Source organism: Burkholderia sp. AU44665, assembly GCF_030504405.1.
GTDB classification, from domain to species: Bacteria; Pseudomonadota; Gammaproteobacteria; order Burkholderiales; family Burkholderiaceae; genus Burkholderia; species Burkholderia semiarida.
In genome coordinates this window covers 100,268-124,862 of sequence record NZ_JAUJRI010000002.1, presented here as the reverse complement: position 1 = coordinate 124,862, position 24,595 = coordinate 100,268, and the positions used below count along the sequence as shown (strand labels likewise).

24 protein-coding genes are annotated in these 24,595 nt (G+C 67.4%); 12 read left to right on the top strand and 12 right to left on the bottom strand.

Annotated features, from left to right (window positions below; translation table 11 throughout):
- The first annotated feature begins 3 nt into the window (after positions 1 to 3).
- The gene (locus QZM15_RS05545) at positions 4 to 795 is read left to right on the top strand and encodes a hypothetical protein (protein ID WP_302106023.1); all 792 of its coding nucleotides are present in this window, start codon (positions 4 to 6) and stop codon (positions 793 to 795) included.
- Positions 796 to 975: 180 nt separating this feature from the next.
- On the opposite strand, the gene QZM15_RS05540 is transcribed toward QZM15_RS05545, so the two are convergent.
- The gene (locus QZM15_RS05540; protein ID WP_302106022.1) at positions 976 to 1,230 is read right to left on the bottom strand and encodes a hypothetical protein; all 255 of its coding nucleotides are present in this window, start codon (positions 1,228 to 1,230) and stop codon (positions 976 to 978) included.
- Between the two features lie 194 nt (positions 1,231 to 1,424).
- Between QZM15_RS05540 and QZM15_RS05535 the strand changes: the two genes are divergently transcribed.
- The gene (locus QZM15_RS05535) at positions 1,425 to 2,903 is read left to right on the top strand and encodes a sensor domain-containing diguanylate cyclase (RefSeq protein ID WP_059638290.1); all 1,479 of its coding nucleotides are present in this window, start codon (positions 1,425 to 1,427) and stop codon (positions 2,901 to 2,903) included.
- A gap of 153 nt (positions 2,904 to 3,056) precedes the next feature.
- Here QZM15_RS05535 and QZM15_RS05530 read toward each other — a convergent pair whose 3' ends face one another.
- Positions 3,057 to 3,605, bottom strand: a complete 549-nt coding sequence (locus tag QZM15_RS05530; RefSeq protein WP_059638291.1) for a GNAT family N-acetyltransferase — start codon at positions 3,603 to 3,605, stop codon at positions 3,057 to 3,059.
- A gap of 50 nt (positions 3,606 to 3,655) precedes the next feature.
- Positions 3,656 to 4,273, bottom strand: coding sequence for a helix-turn-helix domain-containing protein (locus QZM15_RS05525; protein ID WP_099316209.1), 618 nt, complete (start codon positions 4,271 to 4,273; stop codon positions 3,656 to 3,658).
- A 146-nt stretch (positions 4,274 to 4,419) separates the two neighbouring features.
- Here QZM15_RS05525 and QZM15_RS05520 point away from each other — a divergent pair, with 146 nt between their 5' ends.
- Positions 4,420 to 4,656 carry a ParD-like family protein gene (locus QZM15_RS05520; RefSeq protein WP_059573988.1) on the top strand — a complete coding sequence of 79 codons (237 nt, stop codon included), beginning with the start codon at positions 4,420 to 4,422 and terminating at the stop codon, positions 4,654 to 4,656.
- Positions 4,656 to 5,462: a type I methionyl aminopeptidase gene (map, locus tag QZM15_RS05515; protein ID WP_059573987.1), complete on the top strand. Its 807-nt coding sequence runs from the start codon at positions 4,656 to 4,658 to the stop codon at positions 5,460 to 5,462. Before QZM15_RS05520 ends, map begins: the two co-directional genes overlap by 1 nt.
- A gap of 113 nt (positions 5,463 to 5,575) precedes the next feature.
- Here the strand turns inward: map and QZM15_RS05510 are convergent, their stop codons facing one another.
- The gene (locus tag QZM15_RS05510) at positions 5,576 to 6,079 is read right to left on the bottom strand and encodes a GAF domain-containing protein (protein WP_059573986.1); all 504 of its coding nucleotides are present in this window, start codon (positions 6,077 to 6,079) and stop codon (positions 5,576 to 5,578) included.
- Between the two features lie 114 nt (positions 6,080 to 6,193).
- Positions 6,194 to 7,111, bottom strand: a complete 918-nt coding sequence (locus tag QZM15_RS05505) for a LysR family transcriptional regulator (RefSeq protein ID WP_226232609.1) — start codon at positions 7,109 to 7,111, stop codon at positions 6,194 to 6,196.
- A 110-nt stretch (positions 7,112 to 7,221) separates the two neighbouring features.
- Between QZM15_RS05505 and QZM15_RS05500 the strand changes: the two genes are divergently transcribed.
- Together QZM15_RS05500 and QZM15_RS05495 are read left to right on the top strand one after the other, a co-directional pair.
- Entirely contained in the window at positions 7,222 to 8,088 is an 867-nt protein-coding gene (locus QZM15_RS05500) for a pirin family protein (RefSeq protein WP_059638301.1), read from the top strand.
- Positions 8,089 to 8,222: 134 nt separating this feature from the next.
- Complete coding sequence (locus tag QZM15_RS05495) at positions 8,223 to 8,714, top strand: GNAT family N-acetyltransferase (protein WP_059638303.1); 492 nt, start codon at positions 8,223 to 8,225, stop codon at positions 8,712 to 8,714.
- A gap of 15 nt (positions 8,715 to 8,729) precedes the next feature.
- Here the strand turns inward: QZM15_RS05495 and QZM15_RS05490 are convergent, their stop codons facing one another.
- The 3 genes from QZM15_RS05490 to QZM15_RS05480 are packed head-to-tail and all read right to left on the bottom strand — an operon-like array spanning position 8,730 to position 10,679.
- The gene (locus QZM15_RS05490) at positions 8,730 to 9,599 is read right to left on the bottom strand and encodes a cytochrome c oxidase assembly protein (protein WP_124657612.1); all 870 of its coding nucleotides are present in this window, start codon (positions 9,597 to 9,599) and stop codon (positions 8,730 to 8,732) included.
- Positions 9,600 to 9,609: 10 nt separating this feature from the next.
- The gene (locus QZM15_RS05485) at positions 9,610 to 10,056 is read right to left on the bottom strand and encodes a copper chaperone PCu(A)C (RefSeq protein WP_104012347.1); all 447 of its coding nucleotides are present in this window, start codon (positions 10,054 to 10,056) and stop codon (positions 9,610 to 9,612) included.
- Between the two features lie 8 nt (positions 10,057 to 10,064).
- On the bottom strand, positions 10,065 to 10,679 hold the full coding sequence (locus QZM15_RS05480; RefSeq protein ID WP_059573980.1) for an SCO family protein: 615 nt from the start codon (positions 10,677 to 10,679) through the stop codon (positions 10,065 to 10,067).
- A gap of 281 nt (positions 10,680 to 10,960) precedes the next feature.
- Here QZM15_RS05480 and otsB point away from each other — a divergent pair, with 281 nt between their 5' ends.
- On the top strand, positions 10,961 to 11,713 hold the full coding sequence (otsB, locus tag QZM15_RS05475; protein ID WP_302106021.1) for a trehalose-phosphatase: 753 nt from the start codon (positions 10,961 to 10,963) through the stop codon (positions 11,711 to 11,713).
- The gene (otsA, locus tag QZM15_RS05470) at positions 11,710 to 13,095 is read left to right on the top strand and encodes an alpha,alpha-trehalose-phosphate synthase (UDP-forming) (RefSeq protein ID WP_059573978.1); all 1,386 of its coding nucleotides are present in this window, start codon (positions 11,710 to 11,712) and stop codon (positions 13,093 to 13,095) included. Before otsB ends, otsA begins: the two co-directional genes overlap by 4 nt.
- Before the next feature lie 78 nt (positions 13,096 to 13,173).
- Here the strand turns inward: otsA and QZM15_RS05465 are convergent, their stop codons facing one another.
- Complete coding sequence (locus QZM15_RS05465) at positions 13,174 to 15,009, bottom strand: ABC transporter ATP-binding protein (RefSeq protein WP_302106020.1); 1,836 nt, start codon at positions 15,007 to 15,009, stop codon at positions 13,174 to 13,176.
- Between the two features lie 557 nt (positions 15,010 to 15,566).
- Between QZM15_RS05465 and QZM15_RS05460 the strand changes: the two genes are divergently transcribed.
- The 3 genes from QZM15_RS05460 (at position 15,567) to QZM15_RS05450 (ending at position 18,179) form a co-directional block, all read left to right on the top strand.
- Positions 15,567 to 16,631, top strand: coding sequence for a glycosyltransferase family 4 protein (locus QZM15_RS05460; protein ID WP_034186533.1), 1,065 nt, complete (start codon positions 15,567 to 15,569; stop codon positions 16,629 to 16,631).
- Positions 16,632 to 16,866: 235 nt separating this feature from the next.
- On the top strand, positions 16,867 to 17,676 hold the full coding sequence (locus QZM15_RS05455) for a hypothetical protein (RefSeq protein ID WP_060965771.1): 810 nt from the start codon (positions 16,867 to 16,869) through the stop codon (positions 17,674 to 17,676).
- Between the two features lie 38 nt (positions 17,677 to 17,714).
- The gene (locus QZM15_RS05450; protein WP_059638311.1) at positions 17,715 to 18,179 is read left to right on the top strand and encodes a DUF2214 family protein; all 465 of its coding nucleotides are present in this window, start codon (positions 17,715 to 17,717) and stop codon (positions 18,177 to 18,179) included.
- A gap of 122 nt (positions 18,180 to 18,301) precedes the next feature.
- On the opposite strand, the gene gudD is transcribed toward QZM15_RS05450, so the two are convergent.
- Positions 18,302 to 19,654, bottom strand: coding sequence for a glucarate dehydratase (gene gudD / locus QZM15_RS05445; protein ID WP_099316213.1), 1,353 nt, complete (start codon positions 19,652 to 19,654; stop codon positions 18,302 to 18,304).
- 359 nt (positions 19,655 to 20,013) lie between these two features.
- Between gudD and QZM15_RS05440 the strand changes: the two genes are divergently transcribed.
- Positions 20,014 to 20,763, top strand: coding sequence for a FadR/GntR family transcriptional regulator (locus QZM15_RS05440; RefSeq protein ID WP_011544971.1), 750 nt, complete (start codon positions 20,014 to 20,016; stop codon positions 20,761 to 20,763).
- Positions 20,764 to 20,905: 142 nt separating this feature from the next.
- Here QZM15_RS05440 and QZM15_RS05435 read toward each other — a convergent pair whose 3' ends face one another.
- Together QZM15_RS05435 and QZM15_RS05430 are read right to left on the bottom strand one after the other, a co-directional pair.
- Positions 20,906 to 22,054 carry a branched-chain amino acid ABC transporter substrate-binding protein gene (locus QZM15_RS05435; protein ID WP_302106019.1) on the bottom strand — a complete coding sequence of 383 codons (1,149 nt, stop codon included), beginning with the start codon at positions 22,052 to 22,054 and terminating at the stop codon, positions 20,906 to 20,908.
- Between the two features lie 354 nt (positions 22,055 to 22,408).
- On the bottom strand, positions 22,409 to 24,553 hold the full coding sequence (locus QZM15_RS05430) for a phosphocholine-specific phospholipase C (protein ID WP_099316215.1): 2,145 nt from the start codon (positions 24,551 to 24,553) through the stop codon (positions 22,409 to 22,411).
- Positions 24,554 to 24,595: the final 42 nt, after the last annotated feature.

The following is a 24,595-nucleotide window of genomic DNA, read 5'->3' as shown; positions in this document are numbered from 1 at the left end:
GCCTTGGTCAACCAGATGATCGCGGATATGTCGCGTCAACGCTCGTTGCTTGTGCGCGCGACAGTCGGGATATTGCTTGTCGCCAGCGTGTTTTCAGGGTGTGCGCCCCTATCGGCGTCTGCGCCGACGGATCCTCAACAACGATCTGCCGCAGAGCAGCGGAATGCAAATGCGTTGTATAGCCAGAAAGTGTTGGCATATAAGCCGATGTTTGAGAATCCTGGCGGCTATGGTCGAGCGCAGATACTGGAAGCGTACGAGGCAGTGCTGCAGCAGTACTCCGCCGCAGCAATCGCTTATGCCCGCACCATTTATCCCGAGGCTCGACAGACGCTTCCACCTTCCCTGCAGCCATTGCCGACGCCGTCGGGGCCGGTCACGCTGGCGGTTGTCAATCGCGACTACGAACATGTGCTCGGAATGGACGCTGCTTTGTGGGAGATGAATATGGCGGCAAAGTTCGGGCGACCATCCAAGTTGCCGATACCGAAATACACCGGCCCTGTGCTCATCATGCCGCCTGCGCCACCGTTACCGCCCCTGCAGGATGTTCGCGATCCAAAGTTCGCGCGGCTCGTGACCATGACGAAGAAACTCGACGATGCGCAGAAGGCCGATCTGGCACGAGAGCAAGCCGCGATCGAGCAACAGTATGCCGACCAAGCCGCGTGGAGGGCTCGACACCCCACGGGGCAGTATGACCACATCGACCCGAGGACCGGACTACCGTATGCGCCTCCGCAACAGGAGACGCAGCGATGGTGCATGATGGGCGGTGGCCGGGTGCCTTGCTGAAACAGATCTGTTGGCGGTGTGCGCTTCCCAAATCGTCCATTGGGTTGATCTGGAGTACTCGCCGGTAGTAGACGTCCCATTCTAGGGGGCTGCGCCGATCATTCGCAAAGTGGCTAATTTGAGTGGCTAATCAACGTAGATCATTGAATTTGCAAGTTTCGCCACGGCCTGCAAAGCCGTTTAGGCCGGTTCGACTCCGGCTCGCGCCTCCAAGTAAGAAAAGAAAAAGCCCTGAGAAATCAGGGCTTTTTCTTTTTGTGCGCCGAGCATGGGCGCCCGCCTGCGGGTGCTAGTCCCGACATAACTGATCACCGCAAATACAGCGAAGCGAAACTGCACGAGGGTGGAAGCGTGGTGCAATGATGCGCTGATCGGCATGTGTCGCCGCACGGGCTGGCTGACCGTGGCGGGCCTCACATATTCTGTCGGGAACATGGTTTCCTCATATTATTTAATAATCTCGGAAGAGCGGGCCACCGGTACTGTTTTGTCGGCGCTTCACGTTCGATAGACTCTAGCCGTTTCCGGTTTTCGGTCAGTTTGGCGCTGCACCCGTCAATGCGTCGAGCCGATCCTGTATGCGCACTCACGCCCGGTGCGGGCGTGCACAATGAGCAGCGAGGAGATTCATGCAACCCCGGACGGCAGCCCCTTATTTCGTTGTGGCAGTCGGTGTCGTGATCGCATGCGCGCTGATGGGCCTGTGCGTGCTGCAACTGTTCCAAAGCCGCCATGACGCACTGGAGCGGGCCAGCGAAACCTCGCGCAATCTCGGCCTGATGGCCGAGCGCGACATCGAGCGCAACTTCGAACTCTACGATCTGTCCTTGCAGGCGCTGATCCATGGTCTGCAACGTCCCGACGTGATGGCAGCGGCGCCCGCGCTGCGGCGGGGCGTGTTGTTCGATCATGCAATGACGGCGCAATTCATCGGATCCCAACTGGTGCTCGATGCCGACGGAAACATCATTCTGGATTCGGCCAACGACGTGCCGCGCAAGGGCAATTTTGCCGATCGCAAGTACTTCACCGTCCATCGCGACAACCCGAACGTGGGGCTCTATGTCAGCGACCCATTCGCGTCGCGCTTGCGCGCCGGCATGCTCAGCATTGCGCTGTCGCGGCGCATATCGAATCCGGATGGCTCGTTTGCCGGTATCGCGCTGATCGCGATCAACCTCGAATATTTCCACAAGCTGTTCGCCGGATTGTCATTGGGACAACATGGCTCGATATCGCTGATCGGCAAGGACGGCATCATGATCATGCGGCAGCCGTACGACGTCCGGACCATCGGCCGCGATCTCGGCAAGGCCGCAACGTTTCAGCGCTTCCGGCGCGCACCCGATGGCTCGTTCTCGGAAACGTCGTCGATCGACGGCGTGCGCCGTCTCTACTACTTCAAGAATTTTCCGAGTCTGCCACTGATCATCATGGTCGCAGAGGCGGAGCAGGACATTTATGCCGCGTGGCGCCGCCGCGCCACGACGATCGGTCTACTCGTCGCGACATTCGGCGCAGCCTTCATTGCGCTATCCGTATTTCTCAGCGCGCAGCTGCGGCGTCGGATGCGCGCGGAATCCGAGCTCGAACTGCTGGCTCGCACCGACGGGCTCACCGGCCTCAACAATCGCCGCACCTTTGGCGAGGTTCTGGACCGGGAGTGGCGCCGTGCGCGGCGAGCCCATTCCGTTTTCTCGTTGCTGTTCGTCGATGTCGATCGTTTCAAGGCCTACAACGATACCTATGGCCACCAGGCGGGCGACGATGCGCTGGCTGCAGTCGCGCGCTGCATCGGCGACAACATTCGCCGACCGATCGATACAGCGGCTCGCTATGGCGGAGAGGAATTCGTCGTGCTGCTGCCTGACACACCAGAGACGGGCGCAGCCCAGACTGCTGAACGAATACGCGCGGCGATCAACGAACTGGCGCTCGAGCACGCCGGAAGCGAATATGGGCGCGTGACCGCCAGTATCGGGTTGGCGAGTTGGGTGCCGGATCAGGACGGCGAGCCTGGAGCGATCATCAAGGCGGCCGACGAGGCGTTGTATTACGCGAAGGCAACCGGTCGGAACAAGGTTTCCACCTTTCAGTCGTCGGTTTGACGGTGGCCCACCCGCGGAGGATTGTCGAAGTTATTTTCGTTTCGGGCCGTCGGTGACTCTGCGAAGGCTCGTCATTGACGGACGAGAAAAGTCCCGCAGGGCACTTCCTTTTCTGCGTCGCGGTGGGTGCGACGGCCGCCACGCGAGGCGAGATCACCCGTCCACCGGCTGTGCCGGTGTCTCGAGCTTCAACTGATAGAACGCCGCATCGAGCCAGCGGCCGAACTTGAATCCCGCTTCCGCGATCGTGCCTGCGTGCACGAACCCCAGCTTCGTATGCAGTGCGATGCTGCCGGCATTGGCCGCGTCGATGCAGCCCACCAGCACGTGCACCTGCGCTTCGCGTGCACGCCGGACCACTTCGCGCAGCAGCAGTTCGCCGAGCCCGCGACCGCGCTGGTCATGGCGCACGTAGACGCTGTGTTCAACCGTGTACTTGAACGCCGGAAATGCGCGGAACGTGCCCCAGCTCGCGAAGCCGAGCAGCGTGCCCGCCGCGTCGACGGCGCCGATGACCGGAAAGCCGCCCGCGCGCTTCGTCGCGAACCACGCGACCATCGCTTCCGGCGGGCGCGGCCGGTAGTCGTACAGCGCGGTCGAGTTCAGGATCGCGTCGTTCAGGATCTCGAGGATGGCCGCCGCGTGGTCGGCCTCGCTGCAATCGATCAGGCGCACGTCGTCGCGCGGTGTCGGGGAATTCATGCGGGTTCCTTCCTGTTGGCTTTAAACCGCTTGCGCACGCGATGCACGCATCATGCGCTCCGCACGGCGGCGGATGCATCGCAGATCGCGACGACATAGCGCGCGGCATGCGACGACGGATTGCTGAAGATCAGCGGCTGGTCGAGCCGCATGGCCAGACAGTCGCCTTCGTGAAGTTCGTGAAGCGTGTCGCCGAACGTGACGTCGACGCGGCCGCTGATGATCCACACCTGCTGATGCAGCGCGCTTTCGCGCCCGCCGCTGTCGTACGCGACGCGCGCGCCGGGCGGGAAATCGACCTCGACGAGCTGGATCGGCGACGGCCAGCCGGCCGGCGACAGGTTGCGCCGCACATAGCCGGACGCCGGATCGCGCCATTCGACCTGCTGCGCGCGCCGTGCGAGCGGCTGGGCGGGCGCATCGTTCCGGTCGCCGCCGAACAGCCCGGCCAGCGATACGCCGAGGCCGGCCGCGAGCTTGTCGAGCACGACGGCGGTCGGGCTGGCCGATGCGCGTTCGATGAGCGAGATCATCGAACGGCTGACGCCGGAGCGCGCGGCCAGCGCGTCGAGCGTGTAGCCTCGAACGGTGCGCAGATCGCGCACGCGCCGGGCAATGCGTTCGTTGATGCCGGTATCGTCGGCTGCGGTGATCGCAGATTCTTGCATGATGGATTGATTTTCCAGCAAACTGGAATTCGATGTCAACGGCATTCGCCGCGGCTCGTCGAGCGAGGCGGGAGTCGAATGGCTTGCCCGGGCGTCGCGTGCGGCGTAATATACGAAACAGCTACGTTTCGTTTAATTGGGGATATATGGGCATCATCAAGATTTCCGAGCACATGCATGAACGGCTGCGCTCGACGAGCACGGCGCTGAGCCGGTCGATCAACGCGCAGGCCGAACACTGGCTGCGCGTCGGGATGCTGGCGGAACTCAACCCGGCGCTGTCCTACGGCGACATCTGCAAGATGTTGATCGAAGCCGAGGCGCGGGGCGGCGACGCGAGGGCGGCGGAACCGGTCGCGCATCACATCGAGCAGGTGGCGTAATGGCGAAGCGAGAAATCCCGATCCGCGGCGCCGCGGAAATCGCGAAATCGCGCGAAGCCGCGAAGCTGGCGTCGCAGGTGCTGACGATGATCACCGAGCATGTGAAGCCTGGCGTTACCACCGACGAGCTGGACGCGCGCTGTCGCGAGTACATCGTCGACGAGCTGGGTGCGATTCCCGCGAACATCGGCTACCACGGCTATCCGAAGACGCTGTGCACGTCGGTCAACCACGTGGTCTGTCATGGCATTCCGACGTCGCGGCCGATGCGCGACGGCGACATCGTGAACCTCGACATCGCGGTGATCAAGGACGGCTGGTTCGGCGACACGAGCCGCATGTATTTCGTCGGCGAACCGAACGAACTCGCGCGGCGGCTCGTCGCGGCGACCTACGAGGCGATGCATGCCGGCATCCGCGCGGTGCGTCCGGGCGCGACGCTTGGCGACGTCGGCTACGCGATCCAGCAGGTCGCACATCGCGAAGGGTTCAGCGTGGTGCGCGAGTATTGCGGGCACGGCATCGGCGACGTCTATCACGACGAGCCGCAGGTGCTGCACTACGGCCGCCCGGGCACCGGCGTACCGCTGCGGCCGGGGATGATCTTCACGATCGAGCCGATGCTCAACGCGGGCAAGCGCGATACGCGCGTGCTGGCCGACGGCTGGACGGTCGTCACGAAGGACCATTCGCTGTCCGCGCAGTGGGAGCACATGGTCGTGGTGACGGAAACGGGCTTCGAGGTGCTGACCGAGGATGCGACGCCGCAGGCGTTCGCCGCGTCTTCCGGCGCGCACGCAGCCTGACGCGGCCGGATGCGGCCAGCGCGCCGCATCCGGCCGCGCGGCGTTGCAATGAAACGGGCCCCTTCACGGGGCCCGTGTCGTTCGCGGCGGCCGGCGCCGCCGCGCAGCGACGGTCAACCGCGCGCCTTCCGCCACGCGTGTTCGACGAACACGCGGCACAGCGCTTCCATTCCTTTGCGGTCTTCGTCGTCGAAGCGCGCGGCGACCGGGCTGTCGACATCCCATACGCCGATCAGCGTGCCGTCGCCCGCCACCAGCGGCACGACGATTTCCGATTCCGACGCCGCATCGCACGCGATATGGCCCGGGAAGTCGTGCACGTCGCGCACGACCTGCGTCTCGCGGGTTTGCGCGGCCGTGCCGCACACGCCCTTGCCGAGGGCGATCCGCACGCACGCGGGCTTGCCCTGGAACGGCCCGACCACGAGCTCGGTGCCGTCGAAGAAGTAGAAGCCGGCCCAGTTCAGGCGATCGAGCGAGTGATAGACAAGCGCGGAGAAATTCGCCGCATTGGCGGTCAGGTCGCGTTCGGATTCGACGAGCGCGCGGGCCTGCTCGACGAGCGTCGCGTATTGATCGGCCTTGGAGGCGGTGGGGTCGTTGGACAGCGTGAACATGGCGGGAAAGCGATAGGGGTTGTCAAAAGGCGCACTGACGGCGCACTGCGCGTACCGCAGTCTACGGCACGCGCGGGCGGTCTGCAGCGCACGATGGTGTGGGACGCGGTGCGCTCAGTCGGGTTCGAGCTCGGCGAACCGCTCCGCCAGAAAGTCGAGCAGCGCTCGGACCGCGGGCAGCAGCCCGCGACGCGATGCGAACACCGCGTGCACGATCTCGCGGCGCGGCGCCCAGTCGGGCAGGACGGTCGTCAGTTCGCCGCGTGCGACTTCGTCGCGCACCATCATCGTCGGCAACTGCACGATGCCGACGCCTGCGGCGGCCGCCGCGCGCAGCGCGAGCATGCCGCCCGTCACCAGGCGCGGCTGGTGATGGATTTCCGCCTGCGCGCCGTCGGGCCCGCGCAGCCGCCACACGTGCGTGGACTGCGGCACGCCGTGATCGAGGCTCGGCAGGCGCGCGAGATCGGCGGGAACGGCCGGCACGCCGTGCTCGCGCAGCAGCGCAGGGCTCGCGACGAGACACTGGCCGCGCTCGGCGAGCACGCGCAGCGCGAGATCGCTGTCCTCGAGCGGCGGCGGACGCACGCGGATCGCGACGTCGATCCCTTCGCCGACCACGTCGACGCGCCGGTTGGTCGCTTCGAGATGGATCTCGACGCGCGGGCAGGCGGCCATGAACGCGGCGATCATCGTGCCGACCAGCGAATCGAGCAGCACGATCGGGCAACTGACGCGCACGATGCCGCGCGGCTCCTCGTGCAGCAGCGCGATCGCCTCGTCGGCGGCGTCGGCCTCGACGAGCATCGCGCGGCAATGCGCGTAATAGGTCTGGCCGACGTCGGTGACCGTGAAGCGGCGCGTCGAACGCTGGATCAGCCGCATGCCGAGCCGCGCCTCGAGCAGCGCGATGCGGCGGCTCAGCTTCGATTTCGGCATGTCCAGCGCGCGTCCGGCCGGCGCGAAGCCGCCGTGTTCGACGACCTGCACGAAGTAGTAGAGATCGTTGAGATCCCGCGCTTTATCGTTCATGAAATGGAACGCTGAGTGCGATTTCGGCAGTCTACCGGATGGATCGTTCCATCTCTATATTGTTATTCAAGATGCGAAACACGGGTTTCGCCGCAATATGGAGAAGGGCAATGAAGAAGATCCAGGGTGTCTACAGTGCGCCGCGCGGCCATTGGGTCGGCGACGGTTTCCCGGTGCGTTCGATGTTCAGCTACCAGTCTCACGGCGCGCATCTGAGCCCGTTCCTGCTGCTCGACTACGCCGGCCCCGCGAACTTCGAGCCGGCTTCGGCGCCGCGCGGGGTCGGCCAGCACCCGCACCGCGGCTTCGAAACGGTGACGATCGTCTACGACGGCGAAGTCGCGCACCGCGACTCGACCGGCGCGGGCGGCACGATCGGCCCGGGCGACGTGCAGTGGATGACGGCCGCGAGCGGGATCCTGCACGAGGAATTCCACTCGGAGGCGTTCACGAAGCGGGGCGGCCCGCTCGAGATGGTGCAGCTGTGGGTGAACCTGCCCGCCGCGGACAAGATGGGCGCGCCGGGCTACCAGACGCTGCTGAACGCCGATATCCCGGTGGTCGAGCTGCCGGAAGGCGCCGGGCGGGCGCGGATCATCGCCGGCGAACTCGACGGGCGGCGCGGCCCGGCCCGCACGCACACGCCGATCGACGTGTGGGACGTGCGGCTCGTGGCGGGCGGCCACGCGCGGTTCCCGATCGCCGAAGGGCGGACGCTCGCGGTAGTCGTGCTGAGCGGCACCGTGCAGGTGAACGGCGAGACGGTGGCGCGCGAAGCGCAGTTCGTGCAACTCGGCCGCGACGGCCGAGACGTCGAGATCGAGGCGAACGGCGACGCGAAGCTGCTGATCCTGAGCGGCGAGCCGATCGACGAGCCGGTCGTCGGTTACGGCCCGTTCGTGATGAACTCACAAGCGGAGATTCGCACCGCGATCGAGGACTTCAACAACGGCCGCTTCGGTCGGATGCCGGCATGACGGCATGACGGGCAGGCCCCGCGCGATGCGGGGCTTTTTTTCGCGTGCGGGCAGGCAGTCGCGCGCGATACGTGCTTCGGGGCATAATCGACGGTTGCCGCGCGCCGGCCGGCGCGCCCGAATCAGGACCCCACATGAACGCATCCGCACCCGCCGCACTTCCGAGCACCGCCGATCTCGACTGGCGCTGGAAACCCTTCGACGCGCTGACGGCGCGCGAAATCTATTCGATCCTCGAAGCGCGCAGCGCCGTCTTCGTCGTCGAACAGAACTGCGTGTATCGCGACATCGACGATGCGGATCAGGCCGCGTGGCATCTGGCGGCCTTCGATCCGGCCGGCCGCCTGGCCGGTTATCTGCGCGTGCTGCTGCCCGACGCGCAGCATACCGACGTGCGCATCGGCCGCGTGCTGACGACCGCCGCGTTTCGCGGCGCGGGCCTCGGCAACGGGCTGCTGTCGCGCGCGCTCGAGCATATCCGTGCGCAGTGGCCGGAAACGCCGGTGAGCCTGCATGCGCAGGCCCACTTGCAGCGCTTCTACGGGGCATTCGGCTTCACGCCGAGTTCGGACGTGCACGACGAGGACGGCATTCCGCACGTGTGGATGCGCAGCGCGCGCGCGTGACGCGCGCCGCGGCGGTCAGTGCGCGGCGCGTGCGACCGGCGGCTCGTCCGCAGGCAGCGCGGCCCGTTCGCCGATCAGGCGCCCGCGCGCGGACAGCCGCAGCCAGTGCCGCAGCGCGATCAGCGCGCCGATCACGCTCATCATCGAGCCGGGAATCCACAGCAGCAGGCCGCCGATCTGCTGGTCGCGCATCGGGCTCAGCCACGTGAACGCGCGGCCGCAGATTGAGTAGATCGGATACAGCTCGTGCGGCGTGAAGAAGATCAGCGCGCCGAGCGCGATCTGAGGCGGGATCGCCGCGACGACGATCAGGATCCGGCGGCCCGGCGACAGCCGCGCGGGCGGCGCGGGACGCGGATCGACGACGAGCCACCAGAACAGCAGCCCGTCGATCACCATGCTCCAGTTCATCACGCGATACAGGCGCCAGTCGAGCATCGCGATGAAGTGGATCGGCGACAGCAGCCAGAAATAGATCAGCCCGACGAACAGCACGACCGCGACGACCGGATGGAACACCACGTCGAGCGTCGCCCGTACCGGCGCCCACGCAAGCGCGGGACGCACGAAGCGCTGCCGCCAGCGGAACGGAATGCCCGCCCGGATCGCCGCGCCCGGATAGGACAGCGCGATGAAGAACGGCCCGAGGTGATGCAGCACGAGGTGCTGCGCGCGGTGCAGGAAGAATTCGTGCTCGAAGAAATAGTCGAGCCGCGTATGCAGCGCGATGTAGAGCGCCGTCAGCCCGAACCAGAACGAGAACTGCCGCAGCGGCGACACCTTCGCCTTCTTCACGCCGCGCGCGAACAGCACGGCGGCCGTGAGCACCGCGATGACCACGGTCGGCGACGGTTCCCACGGATCGAGCCAGTACAGGAGGTTCATCGCGCGCGCATCACTTCGCCTTGGCCGGCGATTTCACGGCGAACGGCGCATCGACCGTTTCGCCGTCGGAGAATTTCAGGCGCAGGTGCACGGTGTCGCCCGGTTTGATCGCGTGCTTTGGCTCCTCGAGCATGAAGTGATAGCCGCCCGGCGCGATGTCGACCTTGCCGCGCGCGGGGATGGTCAGCTTGTCGACCATTTCCATCTTCTGCGTCGAGCCGTTCGATACCGTCTGGTGCAGCATCGCCATCCCGTAGTCGGGGCTGTCGACGTCGACGAGGTCGATCGGCTTGTCGCCGGTGTTCACGAGCGTCACGTAGCCGCCGGCGGGCAGCTTGTTCGGCAGCCAGCGCACCCACGCGTTCTGCGCGCTGATCGCGCCGGAGGCATATGCGTGGGCGCCGGCGCACAGCGCGGCGAGGAGGGCGAGCGTCTTGAGTGTCGTTTTCGTGTTCATGGCGCGGTTCAGGTCGTGGAGGCGGTGTCGATGATCCGGCGCACATCGGCGGCGATGGCGTCGGGCGAATCGCGATCGGTCGCGAGCAGGCGTGCGCGGCCGGTCGCGTCGAAGATGTAGACGGCCGAGCTGTGCGTGACTTCGTAGCCGCCGGACGGATCGCGTTTTTCCATCTGGTACGCGACGCGATAGCGCTTGGCGAGCGACTCGATCTGGCCGTCGGTGCCGGTCAGCCCGCGCGCATGCGCGGGGTCGAACGCGGCGACATAGGACTGCATCGCCTGCGGCGTATCGCGCGCGGGATCGACCGATACGAACAGGATGCGCACGTTGTCCGCCCGGGGGCCGAGCTTCGCGAGCACGTCCATCAGCCGCGCCAAGGTTTCGGGGCAGACATCGGGGCAGTGCGTGTAGCCGAAGTAGACGAGCGCGACCCGGCCGCGGAACGCATCGGCGTCGACGGGACGGCCGTCGCCGCCCGTCAGCCTGAACGACAGGTCGGGCAGGTGGCCGGTGACGTTGGTCAGGTTCCAGCGCGGCTCGTCGCGCGTGCACGCGGCGAGCGCCACGGCGGCGGCGAGGGCCGCGGACCTGCGGATGAGGCGGGAGAGGCGAGACGGCATCCTGGGCTCGATCGGGCGAAATGGGTGACCGGCCGGCGCGATGCCATGCGTCGCGCGGCAGGCGGTTGCGACTGTAGCGCAATTCGCGCGCCTGCGTCCTTTTGAAACCGGTACGGTGCCGGCCAGCGGGGCAATATGTCGCAGTTGACGCGGTGGGGCGGCGCGAGGTTCGCGCTGCCCCGGTTTCGCCCATCTGGGGGCGCAGGCGCGGTAAGATGCGCACAACTCCATTCGCGCAGCGGCGGCCGGCGTGTGCCGGCCGCCCTCAGACTATCGAATCGATGCAATCCGTTCCGGCTTCCCTGTCCCTGACCGATACCGCGTTCTTCTTCGACTTCGACGGCACGCTCGTCGAGCTGGCGCCGACGCCCGACAGCATTCGCGTTCCGCCGTCGCTGCTGACGCTGCTCGACGAATTGTCGCGCCGCTCGCACGGCGCGGTCGCGATCGTGTCCGGGCGCGGCATCGACAACCTCGACACGTTCCTGAAGATGCCCGGCCTGCCGATCGCCGGCCTGCACGGCGCGGAGCGCCGCGATGCGAACGGCGACACGCAGCGCATCGGCTTCAACGACGAACGCCTGCTGCGCATCGAGCGCGAGCTTGCCGACGTGGTCGACCGCCATCCGGGCATGCTGCTCGAAATCAAGGGCGCGGCCGTCGCGCTGCACTTTCGCAATGCGCCCGAGCGCGAGGCGGTGGCGCGCGAGGCGGCCGAGCGCCTCGTCGCCGACTATGCGGATGCGTACGTGCTGCAACCGGGCAAGATGGTGTTCGAGATCAAGCCGAAGGGCGTCGACAAGGGCCGCGCGCTGGCCGCGTTCCTCGACGAGCCGCCGTTTGCGGGCCGCGTGCCGCTGTTCGCGGGCGACGACCTGACCGACGAGAAGGGCTTCGCGGTGGTCAATGCGCGCGGCGGCCTGTCGATCAAGGTCGGCGCGGGCGAGACGTCCGCGCGCATGCGGCTCGATTCGGTCGACGCCCTGCATGAGCAGATCGCACGCTGGCTCGGCGCGGGGCAGCCTCACGCATGAGCCGGCTCATCATCGTTTCAAACCGCGTCGCGCCGATCTCGGAAGGCGAACCGGCGGCGGGCGGCCTTGCGATCGGCGTCTACGACGCGCTGAAGGAAACCGGCGGCATGTGGTTCGGCTGGAGCGGCGACGTGGTCGCGTCCGGCGCGCCGCAGCCGCAGATCCGCATCGAGGAGCGCGGGCCCGTGACGTTCGCGACCGTCGGGCTGTCGCGCCGCGATTACGACCAGTATTACCGCGGTTTCTCGAACGCGACGCTGTGGCCCGCGTTCCATTACCGCGCGGACCTGATCCAGTACGATCGCCACGAATTCGACGGCTACCGCCGCGTCAACGTGTGGCTCGCGCAGCAGCTCGTGCCGCTGCTGCAGGACGACGACGTGATCTGGGTGCACGACTATCATCTGATTCCGTTCGCGCGCGCGCTGCGCGACGCCGGCGTGAAGAACCGCATCGGCTTCTTCCTGCACATCCCGTTTCCGGCCGCGCAGGTGCTCGTCAACGTGCCGCCGCACCGCGAGCTCGTCGAGTCGCTGTGCGCGTTCGATCTGCTCGGCTTCCAGACCGAGCCCGACCTGCGCGCGTTCTGCGACTACGTCGAGTTCGAGGCGGGCGGCGACGTCGAGCGCGACGGGAATACGGTAAGCGTGCATGCGTTCGGCCAGACGCTGCGCGCGGCCGCCTATCCGATCGGCGTGTATCCGGACGAGATCGCGTCGCTCGCGCAGGCGGGCGAGAACGGCAAGGCGGTGCGTACGCTCGCGACGTCGCTACGCGGGCGGCAACTGATCATGAGCGTCGACCGGCTCGATTATTCGAAGGGGCTCGTCGAGCGCTTCCGGGCCTTCGAGAAGCTGCTCGAGCACCAGGCGTCGATCCGCAACCGCGTGTCGTTCCTGCAGATCGCGCCGTCGACGCGCGCGGACCTGCGCGCATACCAGGACATCCGCCTGCAGCTCGAGGCGGAGTCGGGGCGCATCAACGGGCGCTACGCGGAACTCGACTGGGCGCCGATCCTCTACATTCACCGCCAGTACGACCGCCAGCTGCTGGCCGCGCTGTACCGGCTCGCGCGCGTGGGCTTCGTGACGCCGCTGCGCGACGGGATGAACCTCGTCGCGAAGGAGTACGTGTCCGCGCAGAATCCGGACGATCCGGGCGTGCTGGTGCTGTCGCGCTTCGCGGGCGCCGCACGCGAGCTTACCGGCGCGCTGATCGTCAATCCGATCGATATCGACGGGATGGCCGATGCGCTGTCGCAGGCGTTGACGATGCCGCTCGCCGAGCGGCGCGCACGCTACGCGGACATGATCGCGCAGCTTCGCGAGAACAACGTGTCGGTGTGGCGGGACAATTTCCTGCGCGATCTGCAGCAGGTCTGACCGGATTGCCCCCGCTGCAATTGAAAAAGCCGCCGTGCGCAAGCAAGGCGGCTTTTTCGTCGGCGGTATGCCGGCGCGTCAGGCCACGCGTTCGCCGGTGGGCGTGTTGCCGTCGACGGGCGCCGCGTGATGGCGGCCGTGCTGCTTCGCGAGCAGGTCGCGGTACAGGCCGGGACGGTTGCGCAGCACGTCGGGCGGGCCGTCGTCGATCACCTTGCCGTTGCTCATCACGATGATGCGGTCGAAGTTGCGCAGCGTCGACAGGCGGTGCGCGATCGCGATCACCGTGCGGCCGACCATCAGGCGGTCGAGCGCGCTCTGGATCGCTTCCTCGGACGCGCTGTCGAGCGCCGACGTCGCTTCGTCGAGCAGCAGGATCGGCGCATCCTTCAGGATCGCGCGCGCGATCGCGATGCGCTGGCGCTGGCCGCCCGACAGCTTGACGCCGCGGTCGCCGACGATCGTGTCATAGCCTTCCGGCATCGCCTCGATGAATTCCGCGCAGCGCGCGTCGCGCGCCGCGGCGAGCACTTCCTCGCGGGTCGCGTCGGGGCGGCCGTACGCGATGTTGTCGTAGATCGTCCGGTGCAGCAGCGAGATGTCCTGCGGCACCAGCGCGATCGCATGGCGCAGGCTGTCCTGCGTGATGCCCTTCACGTCCTGGCCGTCGATCTTCACGACACCGTCCTGCGTGTCGTAGAAGCGCTGCAGGAGCGCCAGCACGGTCGACTTGCCGGCGCCCGACTTGCCGATCAGGCCGACGCGCTGGCCCGGCTCGATATGGAGGTCGAAATGGTCGAGGATCGCGCGGCGGTGCGGGTACGCGAACGTCACGCGCTCGAAGTCGACGCGGCCGCCCGTGGCCGACAGCGGTTGCGCGTCGGAACGGTCCGGCATCCCGTGCGGTTCGAGCAGCGTCTTCACCGCTTCGGACAGGCGTGCGACGTGCTGCGTGACGTCGACGAGCGCGACCGCGAGGTCGCGCGTGCCGTGCAGGATCGTGAAGCCGAGCGAGCTGACGAGCACGATGTCGCCCGACGTCGCGCGGCCCTGGTCCCACAGCCACAGCGCCCAGCCGAGCAGGCCGGCGGACAGCATCGCGGTGATCACCGCGTGCAGCAGGCGCAGCTTTTCGAGATAGAGCAGGCTTTGCTGGCGCGCATCCATCTCCGCCTTGACCGTCGCGCTGAAGCGCTTCTGTTCGCGCAGCGTCATCCCGAACGCGCGCACGAGGCCCATGTTGCCGATCACGTCGACGAGCTCGCCGTCGACCGCCGCTGCCTTCGCCGCGAACGCGTGATGGCGTGCCGAGCCGCGGCCGGCCAGCTTGAACAGGATGACGGACAGCACGGCCGAACAGCCGAGCAGGCCGGCCGCCATCAGCGGATTGACGACGATGATCATCAGGATCGCGCCCATCACCGCGATGCACGGCGGCAGCACGTTCCACGCCATCGTGTTCTCCGACGTGTAGACCGCGTTCGACGTGGCCGTGATGCGGCTGGCGAGCGTGCCCGGCTGCTTCTCCGAGTAATACGTCGGCGAATGGCCGATCAGGTACTGGAACAGGTCGCGCCGCAGGTCGCCGGTGACCGCGACGAACGTGTGCGCGGCGACCCAGCCGCCGACGCGCCACAGCAGGTTGTCGGCCGCGATCAGGCCGACGAGCAGCGCGAACGCGCTCCACAGCGGGCCGGGATGATGCCGCCCGGTCGCCAGCACGTCGATCAGGTGCTTGATCGCATATTGGGAGCCGAGCGCGCAGCCGACGGCGGCCAGCACGCTGCAGAGCACCACCAGGTGGGCGACCGGATGGAGGCGGATGTAGCGGAACAGGAACGCGATCGGCCGATGCGCGTAGCTCGACAGCTTCGCGTTGTGGGCGTTGCGCTGGGCAGGGGTGAGAGATTCCAAAATATGCGTGCGGTGATTCGGTGATTGAGCGTGGCGGCTGGATCGCAGGCCGGCGCGCTCGGACTGAATAATCCGGCATTGTAAACAAGGCCGCGCGTCGCGCTGCGCGAATCTTGCCTTGGCCAGGGGCTCGCGTTCGATTTTGAGATAAAATCCGGCATCCCGTCCTGCCGCGTGTGCCGAAATCACGCTGCCGGCAGCTGCGGGTTAACGAGGATCGCCAAAACGGCCTTCCACTCTAGAACGGACGCCCGAGTCCGCGGGTTGCAAAGTGTTGCGCCTTTGTAACAAAGTAAAGAGTTTGAAATGTCGTGCGCCGTATCGGGATTAACCCTAGATAATCGGCTCCGGGTTCGATTCCAGGTTTTTTACGAACCCCTGTCAACGGGTCTTCGTTTCAAACGTTCTATGCCTGTCGCGTCGACGACGCTCCTTGAGCAGCGCGGGTTCGACGCCCCGGCAGGCTGATTCGTCCGACTTTCGGACGACATGCATCCCGGCCCCCGGCAGGTTGCCGACCCATACCTGGTTTTTTGCCGATTTTTTAGGAGTTACGCATGCGAATCGCCCAAATCGCTCCGTTGCATGAAGCGGTGCCCCCGAAACTGTACGGCGGTACCGAGCGAGTGGTGTCCTACCTCACCGAAGCACTCGTCGAGATGGGGCATGACGTCACGCTCTTCGCGAGCGGCGATTCGCAGACCTCCGCGAAGCTCGAAGCGTGCTGGCCGCAGGCGCTGCGCCTCGACCCGACCATCCGCGACGTGATGGCCCCGCACATGCTGCTCCTCGAGCAGGTGCGCCGCCGCGCGGAAGAGTTCGATGTCCTGCACTGCCACATCGACTACTACCCGTTCTCGCTGTTCTCGCGCCAGCCGGTCCCGCATCTGACGACGATGCACGGCCGTCTCGACCTGCCGGAGCTGCAGCCGATCTTCAACGCATTCAGCGACGTGCCGGTCGTGTCGATCTCCGACAACCAGCGCATCCCGCTGCCGCAGGCGAACTGGCTGTCGACCGTGTATCACGGCCTGCCGGAAAACCTGCTGACGCCGATCCCGAACGTGAAGCCGAGCTACCTCGCGTTCCTCGGCCGCATCTCGCCGGAAAAGCGCGTCGACACCGCGATCCGCATCGCCGAGCAGGCCGGCCTGCCGATCAAGATCGCCGCGAAGCTCGACAAGGCCGACCGCGCGTACTACGAAGAGAAGATCAAGCCGCTGTTCGCGCTGCCGCACGTCGAGTACATCGGTGAAATCAGCGAAGCCGAAAAGACCGAATTCCTCGGCAACGCGCACGCGCTGCTGTTCCCGATCGACTGGCCGGAGCCGTTCGGCCTGGTGATGATCGAGGCAATGGCCTGCGGCACGCCGGTGATCGCGTTCAAGCGCGGCTCGGTGCCGGAAGTGATCGACAACGGCGTGTCGGGCTTCGTCGTCGAAGACGAACTGTCGGCCGTCGCCGCGCTCAAGCGCCTCGATACGCTGCCGCGCGAGAAGGTTCGCGCCGCGTTCGAAGCCCGTTTCTCGTCGAAGGTGATGGCGCAGAACTACGTGAAGGGCTACGAGGAACTGCTGCGCCAGAAGCGCCGCACGGTGCTCCGCGAAGTCAACGCGAGCTGATTGCGGGCCGCCGCCGCATGGCGGCGCGCGACCGTACGACGCCCCGTCCGGGTCTTCCGGCGGGGCGTCGTCACATCCGCGGCGCGGATGTGTTGTATTCTCGCCGCGCCCGGCGCCGCGAACCCGCTTCGAAGCGGCCCGGCACGCCATCCGGCCATCTGTCCAGACGGTAATGTCCCTATAATGGCCGTGCCGTGAAATCCGGCCCGGTACGAATATCCAGAGGAGAGCAGTCTTGGCGAGAACGAAAACCACGCGCGCAGCGCCGGCCCCCGGCGCCGGTGTGATCTTCGCGTTGCGCGCGATCGGTCTCGTGCTGCTCGCGCGCTGGCTGTTCTCGATGTCCCAGATGGGCTATCGCTCGTCGCTGTCGGCGATGGTGTCGTCGCCGTGGGCATTCATCTACCTCATCCTGATCTTCCTGCTGCTCGCGCTGCCGGGTGCCGCCGCACGGGCCGAGCGGCCGTTCCATCCGCTGCCGCAGTGGCTGCGCCAGGCGCTGCGCGTGTTCGCGCTGATCGGTTTCCTGTTCGCGGTGTGGTCGATCGGCGCCTTCACGTGGGCGGCCGGCTGGCGCCGCGCGCTGCACGCGGTGACGGCCACCAACGGCTGGCTCGTCGCCGCGCCGGCGCTGTACGCGGCGATCGTGTGGATCTGCCGGCCGCGGCCGCTGTGGCGGACCAACGTGGCCGCGCGCCGCTTCGCGGTCGGCCGGTATGCGATCTCGCTCGACATGCTGACGCGCACCGCGATCGTCTGGATGGAAAGCCGCAAGGTCGGCCAGTACGACGCGCGCGAACTGTCGGTGCGCTGGCCCGGCCGCGCGGCGCCCGCCGCGGGCGAACAGGGCGAGCAAGGCGCGCAGCCGGCGGTCGTGCCGCCGCGTCGCGGCAGCCTGTTCAATCGACCGAAGGTGGAGCTGCTGTGGGATTCGCCGGCGGCTGTCGGCCACAACCGGCAGATCGTGATGCGCACGCCGCTCGCGACCGAAGGCGACCGCGTCGCGGTGCTCGCGCTCGACGCGGCGCTCAAGCAAATCGTCTGACACGGCCCGCGCACGGACGCGGGCGACAAGGAGGCGCGATGATCGTCCGTTGGTTGCTGGCTGCCATCCACCTGAGTGCGTTCGGCGTCGCGTTTGCCGCGATCGCGGCGCGTAACCGCGCGTTGCGCCGGCTCGTCGCGTCGGCGCAGGCGGCCGATTTGCCCGGCGTGTTCAAGGCGGATGCGCTCTGGGGGCTGTCCGCGCTCGTCCTGATCGCGACGGGCCTCGCGCGTGCGTTCGGCGGTTTCGAAAAAGGGACCGCGTACTACCTGCACGAACCGCTCTTTCACCTGAAGATGACCGCGCTCGTGCTGATCCTGCTGCTCGAGGTCGTGCCGATGCTGGGGTTGATCCGCTGGCGTGTCGCCGCGCGGCGGCAGCAGATGCCCGATATCGACCGTGCGCGCACCTATGTGCGGATCGGCCACTGGCAGGCGGTGCTGGTGATCGTCATCGTGTTCGCCGCGTCGGGGATGGCGCGGGGGATCGGTGCGGCCGGCTAGGTGCGGCCGGCTAGGGACGTCCGGTCAGGGACGCCCGGTCAGGGACGCCCGGTCAGTGATCCCCGGCTAGAGGCGGCCGCCCGGGCGTGACCGGGCGACGTTGCCGCCCGGTCGGTCCGTGCTCAGCGCACGAGGCACGGGCGCTTGTTGTTGAACGTCCAGCCCGGAATCAGATACTGCATCGCCGCCGCGTCGTCGCGGGCGCCGAGGCCGTGCTGCTTGTACAGCTCGTGCGCGAGCGCGACCGCATCCATGTCGATGTCGATGCCGAGCCCCGGCCGCTTCGGCACGTCCACCAGACCGTTCTCGATCTTCAGCGGCTCGCGCGTCAGCCGTTCGCCGTCCTGCCAGATCCAGTGCGTATCGATCGCGGTGACCTGGCCCGGCGCCGCGGCCGCGACGTGCGTGAACATCGCGAGCGACACGTCGAAGTGGTTGTTCGAATGCGAACCCCACGTGAGGCCCCAGTCGCGGCACATCTGCGCGACCCGCACCGAGCCCTGCATCGTCCAGAAGTGCGGATCGGCGAGCGGGATGTCGACGGCGTGCAGCTGCACCGCATGGCCCATCTGCCGCCAGTCGGTCGCGATCATGTTGGTCGCCGTCGGCAGCCCCGTCGCGCGGCGGAATTCGGCCATCACCTCGCGGCCCGAGTAACCGTTCTCCGCGCCGCAGGGATCTTCCGCGTACGCGAGCACGTGGTGCTGGTCGCGGCACAGCCGCACGGCCTCGTCGAGCGACCACGCGCCGTTCGGATCGAGCGTCACGCGCGCGTCGGGGAAGCGCTCGGCGAGCGCCGTCACGGCCTCGATCTCGCTTGCCCCTTCGAATACGCCGCCCTTCAGCTTGAAGTCGTTGAAGCCGTAGCGCGCATGCGCGGCTTCGGCGAGCCGCACGACGGCTTCGGGCGTCAGCGCGGCTTCGTCGCGCACGCGCGTCCAGTCGTCGGTCGCGCCGCGGCCGTCGCGATAGGGCAGCGCCGTCTTCGTGCGATCGCCGATGTAGAACAGGTAGCCGAGCATCTCGACACGCTCGCGCTGCTGGCCTTCGCCGAGCAGCGCGGCGACCGGCACGCCGAGATGCTGACCGAGCAGGTCGAGCAGCGCGGCCTCGAGCGCGGTGACCGCGTGGATCGTCGTGCGCAGGTCGAAGGTCTGCAGCCCGCGGCCGCTCGCGTCGCGGTCGGCGAAGGTGCGCCGCACGTCGTTGAGCACCGCGTGATAGTTGCCGACCGGCTGGCCGACGACGAGCGCGCGCGCGTCGTCGAGCGTGCGGCGGATGCTTTCGCCGCCCGGCACTTCGCCGACGCCCGTGCGACCCGCGCTGTCCTTCAGGATCACGAGGTTGCGGGTGAAGAACGGGCCGTGCGCGCCGCTCAGGTTGAGCAGCATGCTGTCGTGGCCGGCGACCGGAATCGCTTGCAGGTCGACGATGCGCGGCGTGTCGGGGGAGGGCGAGGCAGTGACGGCGTTCATGGGCGGCGATGGCGAGAGAGTGGGCGATGCCGTGCGGCAAAAGCTTTGCCGCGCGCGGCGGGAGGTGCGATCATTCGACAACCGATGTGCGCGGCGCGCAAGGCCCGCATGTCGACGCAACCCGAAACGGGGTGAAAGCGGCAACCGGGCCGGCGGCGCGCGAAACGCGAACGCGGCCCGATTGTCACGCACGGGACCGGGGCGGTGCTGAACGGCCGACCTGAGTCGACAGGAGATCCGTGCGCCGATCATCAGTCGTCGGATGACTTGTGACGCAGTATAATGAATCATCGGCTTTCGCTCAAACCCCGCGTAAACCCTCGGCTCACATTACGATCATTCAAAAAGGAACCGGCCACATGTCCGTGCCTACGCTTCCCGCAGCGCCGCGCCGTCGCGCACGCAGCCTCGCACAAGATGTCGTCGACGCGCTGACCGCGCAGATCGAAAACGGCACGCTGCGTCCCGGCGACAAGCTGCCGACCGAAACCGAAGTCATGGCGGCGCAGGGCGTGAGCCGCACGGTCGTGCGCGAGGCGATCTCGCGGATGCAGGCGAGCGGCCTCGTCGAGACGCGCCACGGCATCGGCAGCTTCGTGCTGGAGCCGTCGCGCCGCCAGACGCTCGGCATCGATCCCGCGACGATCACGACGCTGCGCGATGTGCTCGCGGTGCTGGAGCTGCGCATCAGCCTCGAAAGCGAGTGCGCGAGCCTGGCCGCGCAGCGCGCGAACGATGCCGACCTCGCCGCGCTGCGACGCGCGCTCGACGCGATCGCGACGGGCGCGGGCGGCGGCCGCGACACCGCGCAGCTCGACTTCCAGTTCCACCTGCAGATCGCGCAATCCACCGGCAACCGCTATTTCGTCGACATCATGACGCAGCTCGGCACGTCGATCATCCCGCGCACGCGCGTGAACTCGGCGCGCTTTGCCGGCGACGACCTTGAGCGTTACGTGGGCCGGCTGAACCACGAGCACGAGGACATCTACGAGGCGATCGCCCGCCACGACCCGGAAGCGGCCCGCGCCGCGATGCGCACGCACCTCACGAACAGCCGCGAGCGGCTGCGCCGCGCGCACGAGGCGGCGGAGGCCGAGGCCGGCTGACCGCTGGCCGGGGTGTGGGGGCCGCGCGGCGGCGGGCCTGCCTCGAATCGCTTCAACATCAGTCGTCATACGAGATCGGTGCGGGCGGCGCCGGTCTCAGCGGCGAGGCGGCGTTTCCGCCGCCGGCCGCCTCCGTCGCCGATCAGCCTCCCTTCGTCACGATCGTCTTCCACGCGCCATTCTTCACCTGGTACAGCGTCGACATCCCGCTCTTCAGCGAGCCGTCGTTCGCGAACGAGATGCGGCCGGTCACGCCTTCGAAGTCGATTTTCTTGAGCGCCGGGCGATAGGCCTTCGGGTCGGTCGAGTTGGCCGCCTGCATCGCCTTGATCGCCGCCCACGCCGCGTCATAGCCGAACTGCGCATACGACAGCACGTCGACGCCGAAGCGCTTCTTGAAGCGTGCCTCGAAATCCTTGCCCTGCGGCAGCTCGTCGAGCGGACGGCCGTATTCCCATGCCATCGCGCCTTCGGCGGCCGGGCCCGCGATCTTGATGAACTCGTTGTCCTTCACGCCGCCGCCGCCGACGAACTGCGCATTCAGCCCGAGCTGGCGCATCTGCTTGATGAAGTTCGCGGCGAGCGAATCGAGGCCGCCGAAGAAGATCAGGTCGGGATTCTTGGCCTTCAGGCTCGTGATCTGCGCGCGGAAATCGACCGCCTGGTTGTTGGTGAACTCGCGGCCGATGAGGTTGCCGCCCGCAGCCTTCACGGCCTTCTCGAATTCGTCGGCCTCGCCCTGGCCGAACGCGGTGCGGTCGTCGATGATCGCAATGCGCTTCGCCTTCGTCACGTCGACCGCGTACTTGCCCGCGTTGCCGGCATTTTGGCCGTCGGTCGCGATCACCATGAACATGTTCGCGAGCCCGCGCGATGTGAGCGTCGGGTTGGTCGCGGCCGGGTCGATGACCGGAATGCCGGCCTTGTCGTAGACCACCGACGCCGGGATCGTCGTCCCCGAATTGAAGTGGCCGACCACGACCGACACGTTCTGGTCGACCAGCGCCTGCGCGGCCTGCACGCCGATGCGCGGATCGGCCTGGTCGTCCTGCACGACGAGATTGAAGCGGGCGGGCTTGCCGGCGATCTGCACCTTCTGCGCGACCGCATCGTCGAGCGCGAGCTGGACACCGTTTTGCAGATCCTTGCCGTAGCCGGCGTTCACGCCGGTGAGCGGCGCGGCGAAGCCGACCTTCACGTCGGTTGTGTCGGCCGCCTGCGCGGCCTGTTGCGAGAGGAGGGCAAGCGCGGAGGCGATGGACACCGACAGCAGGGAATGACGGAATTTCATGTTGTTCCTCTTGTTCGACACCGGCGAGTGGATACCGCGCGCACCAGGACGGGCCGGGCGCGTGCGACGGGCGGGCGGTTCGACCGCTTCTCGGAATCGGGCGGGGAGGTCGGCATCGTGACCCTCGGAAACATCTCCCAGCCCCGATTGCCTCGATATATAGGTCGCCGATATGCGCGGGTCTTGGAAATTTGCCGCGCATTCGATGCGGATTTGCGCATAGCTTCCGCGCGACCGGCCACGGCCGGTATCGGGAGTTTCCCGTCGCGAACGGAACGGGTGCGGAGAAGGGGGAGCGGTGCGGGGCAAGGGCGCGGCGCGGCCTGCCGGGGCCGCGCCGCGCGTGGGCCGACGTCAGTCGGACAGGGCGTCCGAGGCGGCCTCGGCGTCGTCGTGCGACGCGGTCGTGCGGATCAGCGGGTCGCTGGTGCTCGGGCGGCCCGTTTCGACGTGGCCGGCGAAGCGGCGCAGGAAGCCGAGCTGCCGGCCGTCGCTGACGGTCAGGTCGTACCAGCCGTGGCTGCCGCGCAGGTCCCAGTAATCGTCGACGTGCGCGCCCGGCGCGAGATCGAACGTACGCGCGTGACCGTGGCCGTACGCGTTCGTGACCTTGAGCCGCACGGCCTTGTGGCCGCGGTTCATCAGGCGCAGCGTGATGTTGCCGTTCGCGACGTCGTAGCCGTAGATCACTTCGGGGTTCACGTTCGCGCTGCCGACGCCGGTCGCGAACGGGCCGCGGAAATGGCAGTAGAAGCCGTTCGGGCCGTACACGTCGAGGTCGTACAGGCCGAGCGACGCGGCCGCGCTCCACGTATCGGCGATGCGTTTGCCGGCTTCGACCGTGTACGTCCACGGGCCGTCGACGCGGTTGCGCGACTGGACCTGGAACGCGACGCCCGCGCGGCCCGTGTTCGCGAAGGTCAGCCGGAACTGGCCGTTCGCGGCTTCGACGCGGCCGTGCACGAACAGCTCGTACGGCAGCGCGCGCGCCGGGCGCAGCCCGGCTTCCTGTTTCGGCAGCTTCTGCAGCACCGGCGGCACCGGGATGTAATCGGGGTGGCGATTGCGATCCGGCGGCGCGTAGCCGCTCGTATCGGGCAGCGTCGGCCAGCCGGCGTCGGCCGTCGCGAAATCGAACGCGGCGGTCAGGTCGCCGCACACCGCGCGACGCCACGGCGACACGTTGGCGGCCGTGACCGGATACTGCGCGCCGAACCGCGCCTCGATGAATTGCAGCAGCGACGTGTGATCGAAGGTCTGCGAGCAGACCCAGCCGCCCTTGGTCCACGGCGACACGACCAGCATCGGCACGCGCGGCCCGAGCCCGTACGGGCCGGCCATGTGCGATGCGTCGCCGGCGAACACCTCGTTGGTCGTCGCGACGGTCGACAGCCCGTTCTCGCGCGACTGCGGCGCGAACGGCGGCGGCACGTGATCGAAGAAGCCGTCGTTCTCGTCGTACGTGATGAAGAGGGCGGTCTTGCTCCACACGTCGGGATTCGACACGAGCGCCTTCAACACCTGCTCGATGTACCACGCGCCGTAGTTCGCGGGCCAGTTCGGGTGCTCGGAATACGCTTCCGGCGCGCAGATCCACGACACCTGCGGCAGCGTGCCGTTCTTCACGTCCTGTTGGAGCACGTCGAACAGCGTGCCGCCGGCGCTGATGTTAGTACCGGTGCGCGCCTTGTCGTACAGCGGCGTGCCGGGCAGCGCGGTGCGGTACTGGTTGAAGTAGAGCAGGGAGTTGTCGCCGTAGTTGCCGATGTACGGGTTCTGCGTCCAGCCCCACGAGCCGTTCGCGTCGAGCCCCGTGCCGACGTCCTGGTAGATCTTCCACGACACGCCGGCCTGTTCGAGCACTTCCGGATAGGTCGTCCAGCCGTAGCCCTTTTCCTCGTTGCCGAGCACCGGGCCGCCGCCCGTGCCGTCGTTGCCGACGTAGCCCGTCCACATGTAGTAGCGGTTCGGGTCGGTCGAGCTCGGGATCGCGCAGTGGTACGCGTCGCAGATCGTGAACGCATCGGCGAGCTGGTAATGGAACGGGATGTCGTCGCGCTTGAGGTACGCCATCGTCGTGGTGCCCTTGTTCGGCACCCACTGGTCGTAGCGGCCCTTGTTCCACGCGGCGTGCATGTCCTGCCAGCCGTGCGGCAGGTCCTGCAGGAACTGCAGGCCGAGCTTGTCCGCGCCGGGGTGGAACGGCAGCAGTTCGGCCGGGCCGACCGGCTGGTGAAACACCGACTTGCCGTTCGCGAGGCGCAACGGGCGCGGGTCGCCGAAGCCGCGGACACCGCGCATCGTGCCGAAGTAGTGGTCGAACGAGCGGTTCTCCTGCATCAGGATCACGATGTGCTCGATGTCGCGGATCGTGCCGGTGCGGCGGTTCGCGGGAATCGCGAGCGCATCCCGGATCACGGGCGGAAACAGGTTCAGCGCGGCGGCGCCGGCAGTGCCGGCGGCGACGCGCAGGAAGTCACGACGGTTCGATCGGGTCATGGTCGTTATCGTGCGGTAAAGGGGGAGCCGATTGGCGGGACC

Excerpts from the sequence above, each read along its gene's own strand:
- QZM15_RS05540 (WP_302106022.1), bottom strand. The coding sequence starts at position 1,230 with ATGTTCCCGACAGAATATGTGAGGCCCGCCACGGTCAGCCAGCCCGTG.
- QZM15_RS05535 (WP_059638290.1), top strand. The coding sequence starts at position 1,425 with ATGCAACCCCGGACGGCAGCCCCTTATTTCGTTGTGGCAGTCGGTGTC.
- QZM15_RS05530 (WP_059638291.1), bottom strand. The coding sequence starts at position 3,605 with ATGAATTCCCCGACACCGCGCGACGACGTGCGCCTGATCGATTGCAGC.
- QZM15_RS05525 (WP_099316209.1), bottom strand. The coding sequence starts at position 4,273 with ATGCAAGAATCTGCGATCACCGCAGCCGACGATACCGGCATCAACGAA.
- QZM15_RS05520 (WP_059573988.1), top strand. The coding sequence starts at position 4,420 with ATGGGCATCATCAAGATTTCCGAGCACATGCATGAACGGCTGCGCTCG.
- map (WP_059573987.1), top strand. The coding sequence starts at position 4,656 with ATGGCGAAGCGAGAAATCCCGATCCGCGGCGCCGCGGAAATCGCGAAA.
- QZM15_RS05510 (WP_059573986.1), bottom strand. The coding sequence starts at position 6,079 with ATGTTCACGCTGTCCAACGACCCCACCGCCTCCAAGGCCGATCAATAC.
- QZM15_RS05505 (WP_226232609.1), bottom strand. The coding sequence starts at position 7,111 with ATGAACGATAAAGCGCGGGATCTCAACGATCTCTACTACTTCGTGCAG.
- QZM15_RS05500 (WP_059638301.1), top strand. The coding sequence starts at position 7,222 with ATGAAGAAGATCCAGGGTGTCTACAGTGCGCCGCGCGGCCATTGGGTC.
- QZM15_RS05495 (WP_059638303.1), top strand. The coding sequence starts at position 8,223 with ATGAACGCATCCGCACCCGCCGCACTTCCGAGCACCGCCGATCTCGAC.
- QZM15_RS05490 (WP_124657612.1), bottom strand. The coding sequence starts at position 9,599 with ATGAACCTCCTGTACTGGCTCGATCCGTGGGAACCGTCGCCGACCGTG.
- QZM15_RS05485 (WP_104012347.1), bottom strand. The coding sequence starts at position 10,056 with ATGAACACGAAAACGACACTCAAGACGCTCGCCCTCCTCGCCGCGCTG.
- QZM15_RS05480 (WP_059573980.1), bottom strand. The coding sequence starts at position 10,679 with ATGCCGTCTCGCCTCTCCCGCCTCATCCGCAGGTCCGCGGCCCTCGCC.
- otsB (WP_302106021.1), top strand. The coding sequence starts at position 10,961 with ATGCAATCCGTTCCGGCTTCCCTGTCCCTGACCGATACCGCGTTCTTC.
- otsA (WP_059573978.1), top strand. The coding sequence starts at position 11,710 with ATGAGCCGGCTCATCATCGTTTCAAACCGCGTCGCGCCGATCTCGGAA.
- QZM15_RS05460 (WP_034186533.1), top strand. The coding sequence starts at position 15,567 with ATGCGAATCGCCCAAATCGCTCCGTTGCATGAAGCGGTGCCCCCGAAA.
- QZM15_RS05450 (WP_059638311.1), top strand. The coding sequence starts at position 17,715 with ATGATCGTCCGTTGGTTGCTGGCTGCCATCCACCTGAGTGCGTTCGGC.
- gudD (WP_099316213.1), bottom strand. The coding sequence starts at position 19,654 with ATGAACGCCGTCACTGCCTCGCCCTCCCCCGACACGCCGCGCATCGTC.
- QZM15_RS05440 (WP_011544971.1), top strand. The coding sequence starts at position 20,014 with ATGTCCGTGCCTACGCTTCCCGCAGCGCCGCGCCGTCGCGCACGCAGC.
- QZM15_RS05435 (WP_302106019.1), bottom strand. The coding sequence starts at position 22,054 with ATGAAATTCCGTCATTCCCTGCTGTCGGTGTCCATCGCCTCCGCGCTT.
- QZM15_RS05430 (WP_099316215.1), bottom strand. The coding sequence starts at position 24,553 with ATGACCCGATCGAACCGTCGTGACTTCCTGCGCGTCGCCGCCGGCACT.